The sequence below is a fragment of the Heyndrickxia coagulans DSM 1 = ATCC 7050 genome (assembly GCF_000290615.1).
GTDB classification, from domain to species: Bacteria; Bacillota; Bacilli; order Bacillales; family Bacillaceae_C; genus Weizmannia; species Weizmannia coagulans.
Genome location: NZ_ALAS01000230.1, coordinates 1 through 212 on the forward strand (window position 1 = coordinate 1; position 212 = coordinate 212).

Here is a 212-nt window from a genome sequence, read left to right on the forward strand (position 1 = left end):
AAATATCTGATTTTGCAAAAGATATGTTCGCTGAGATTGGAAGTAAATACAATATTTCTTTAGTGGAATGGAATCATGATAAAGACCATATCCACATCTTATTCAAAGCAAATCCTAACTCTGAACTATCAAAGTTCATCAACGCCTATAAGAGTGCAAGTTCTCGACTGATAAAAAGAGACTTTCCACATATAAGAAAAAAACTATGGAAA

At 31.6% G+C, this 212-nt stretch carries 1 protein-coding gene; it reads left to right on the forward strand.

The features are described 5' to 3' along the window. Window positions 1-212, forward strand: a 212-nt coding sequence (tnpA, locus tag IC21_RS12545; RefSeq protein WP_035180965.1) for an IS200/IS605 family transposase, incomplete at both ends; no start/stop codon positions are given.